Source organism: Nocardia sp. NPDC004722 (genome assembly GCF_053601505.1).
Genome location: NZ_JBSGBY010000854.1, coordinates 1 through 2,753, shown reverse-complemented (window position 1 = coordinate 2,753; position 2,753 = coordinate 1). Strand labels below are relative to the sequence as shown.

At 69.6% G+C, this 2,753-nt stretch carries 4 protein-coding genes; all 4 read right to left on the bottom strand.

Annotated elements, in window-relative coordinates; genetic code table 11:
- Positions 1-24: 24 nt before the first annotated feature.
- Positions 25-627 carry a dihydrofolate reductase family protein gene (locus tag ACWELQ_RS43000; protein WP_452402735.1) on the bottom strand — a complete coding sequence of 201 codons (603 nt, stop codon included), beginning with the start codon at positions 625-627 and terminating at the stop codon, positions 25-27.
- A gap of 93 nt (positions 628-720) precedes the next feature.
- Positions 721-1,092: a hypothetical protein gene (locus ACWELQ_RS42995; RefSeq protein WP_452402734.1), complete on the bottom strand. Its 372-nt coding sequence runs from the start codon at positions 1,090-1,092 to the stop codon at positions 721-723.
- A 212-nt stretch (positions 1,093-1,304) separates the two neighbouring features.
- On the bottom strand, positions 1,305-1,640 hold the full coding sequence (locus ACWELQ_RS42990) for a DUF732 domain-containing protein (protein WP_452402733.1): 336 nt from the start codon (positions 1,638-1,640) through the stop codon (positions 1,305-1,307).
- 35 nt (positions 1,641-1,675) lie between these two features.
- The coding region (locus tag ACWELQ_RS42985; RefSeq protein ID WP_452402732.1) for a glycosyltransferase at positions 1,676-2,753 on the bottom strand (1,078 nt) is incomplete at its 5' end.

The window sequence follows — 2,753 nt, the reverse complement described above, 5'->3', positions numbered from 1 at the left end:
GGTAGATGCTCAGCAGATACCGGGTCACAGCGACTCCTCCGCGGCGGGACGATAGGTGGCGATCACGACGCCGGTCGTCGTGGTGACGGCGTCGATCAGTCGCAGCGCGCCCGGCCCGGCAGCGTCGAACAGCCGAGTCCCGGAACCGAGCGTGAGCGGGTGAATCGAGAGCAGATACTCGTCGATCATGCCCGCCCCCATGAGCGAACGCAGCAACGCGCCGCTGCCCAGCGCCACCAGATTCAGGTCCGGCTGCTCGGCGCGCAGCGCCCGCAGCGCGATGACCGCGTCACCGTCCAGCAGCGTCGAGTTCTGCCACGGCAGCGGTTCGGTGAGCGTGCGGGACGCCACGAACTTGCGGGTCTTGTCCAGCACCTCGGTGAACGGATTGTCGGTCTGGTGCGGCCAGAAGCCGTAGAAGTCCTCGTAGGTGCGGCGGCCCAGCAACAGACCGCCGCCGCTGTGCGCGGCCACGTGCTCGGCCATGACCCGGCCCTGCACCGGGTCCGCGTAGCGGTGCGCCCAGCCGCCGCCGGTGAAGCCGTCGCGGGTGTCCTCGTCGGCCCGCCCCGGCGCCTGCATGACGCCGTCGAGAGTGAGGTTGACGACCGCCACGATGCTGCCCATGTTCGCTCCTTGGATCGCGCCCGGCCGGAATGCCGGGTCATCCACTACACGAACGGGCGAACGCGATTACGACAGCACCGCGAAAAAGATCGGTCAGACCTCGAGGTTCTCCTCGATGTCCTTGAGCCGATGCCGGGCCAGCGCCAGGTTCCCGCGGGTGCGATCCAGTGCGACGTACAGGAACAGTCCGCGCGAGCGCCGCCCGCGCAACGGCCGCACCAGGTGGTACTGGCTGCTCAGCGTGATGAGAATGTCCTCGATCTCCTCATTGAGGCCGAGTTGTTCGATGGTGCGGACCTTGGCGCGTACCACCTCGGTCAAGCCGGCCGAGGCGATCTCTATATCCAGGGTTTTGGTGCCGCCGAGCATGCCCAGCGGCATACCGCTGCCATAGTCGACCACACTGGCGCCGATCGCGCCGTCCAGCATCATCATGTCCTTCAGAGCAATGTCCAACTCCGCCATGGGAGTTTCCTCTCCTGCGCCGTGACGGGTCCCTCGCGCGGAGACGCTACGCCCGCCCGGATCGCGGGGGAGAGGTTTGCTGAACAATTCCGCGAGGTCTGCAATTGGCGGCAATTGGCAAGGCCGCCAAGCGGATCGCGCGGCCGGGTCGCCGAAAAAGTGCGGGCGCCACCCGATCCGGCGGCGCCCGCGAATTCCCTACGGCAAACCGCTCAGCCGCACAGACTTCCCGGCGCGGTGGCCGCGTCGAGGAACAGCACGGCCTCCTCCTTCTCCGACGCGCCGCCCGGCAGACCCTCCGACAGCTGCTCGCGGGTCATCCCCGACGCCAGCGCCGAGCAATCGGCCTTGCCCAGATCCACGGCCGCCAGCTGCTGATCCAGGTCGGGCAGCAGATCACCGTGCGCCTGCAGGTAACTCACGAACACCTGCTCCTGCGCCGTGAGTGTCCGTTCCGCCGCGGCCACCCCCGTAGCCGCCCCCACCAGCACTACCACCCCGGCAGTCAACGCCCCGAAACCCGAAGCGAGACGGCTCTTTTTACCCACGAACTCTCCTTCAACATCGAATGAACCCGGCGAGCCTAACGGGCCCCGAGCTCGGCGGCAATGTCGTCGAGGCCCGGCATGGCGGCCATCTCGGCGGCGACCTCGCGCGCCGCAGTGGCCAGGCCCGTATCGGTGATCAACCGGGTTATGTGGGCGGCGGTGATCCGGCGCGGCGGCACCGACAGGCCGCAGCCGCGGGCTTGGACGAGGGCGGCGTTCCAGCCGCGATCACCGGTGTCGGGGGTGAGGATCTGCGGCAGACCCGCGCGCAGGGCGGCGTAGACCGAGCCCGCGCCACCGTGATTGATCATGGCGTCGCAGGTGCACAGGGCATCACCGAGGACCGTCCAGCCGACGGTGCGGACATTCGGCGGCAGCGTGGCGCGGCGGGTCACGACCAGATCCGGGCGGACGATGACGAACTCGGCGTCGACCGCGGGCGCCGCGCGCAGCACGGCGGCGAGGAACGGGGTGGGCTTGTCGCCGAGCATGGTGCTGCGGGTGACCAGGATTCGCGGCCGGTCGCCGGTGGTCGCCAGCCAGTCGGGCATGGGCGGGCCGGGCGTGGAGAAGGGCACGTACTGCATGGGGCGGCCCGGGATCGCGACGATGCTCGGCGGCGCGATACTCAGGGCGAGGCTGTCGCGGACCTGCGGCGAGGAGAGTCGTTCGAGCAGCCGCGCGCAGACCCGTTCACCGTGATCGAGGCCGACATTGTGCAGGACCGCAGGGATTTTCAGCGCGTCGGCGGCGATGGCGGCGACCGCGGCGAAGGGCTCGTGCACGATCAGGTCGGGTTCGAAGTGCCGGGCCAGGGCCATGACCCGCGCTCGCATCGCCTCGTTCACCGGTGCGAAGACGCGGGCGGCGACCATCGGATCGGCCGACCCGGCGATCGCGTTGCGGGCCGCGAGCGGATGCAAGGCCAAGGCGCGGAGGGGAACTCGCACACTCATGGGGTCGGCGACGGTCACCGTGGGCAGCAGTTCGCGCAGCGCCGGCACCACCTCGTCGCCCGAACCGAGCACCACCTCGTGCCCGGCCGCGCGCATCCGCAGCCGAGTGTCGCCGACCGGTATCCGGCGCACTACCTGTTTCGCTTTCTCGACCACC

Bases quoted from the DNA above. Each gene is read 5' to 3' on its own strand.
- ACWELQ_RS42995 (WP_452402734.1), bottom strand. From the start codon at position 1,092: ATGGCGGAGTTGGACATTGCTCTGAAGGACATGATGATGCTGGACGGC.
- ACWELQ_RS43000 (WP_452402735.1), bottom strand. From the start codon at position 627: ATGGGCAGCATCGTGGCGGTCGTCAACCTCACTCTCGACGGCGTCATG.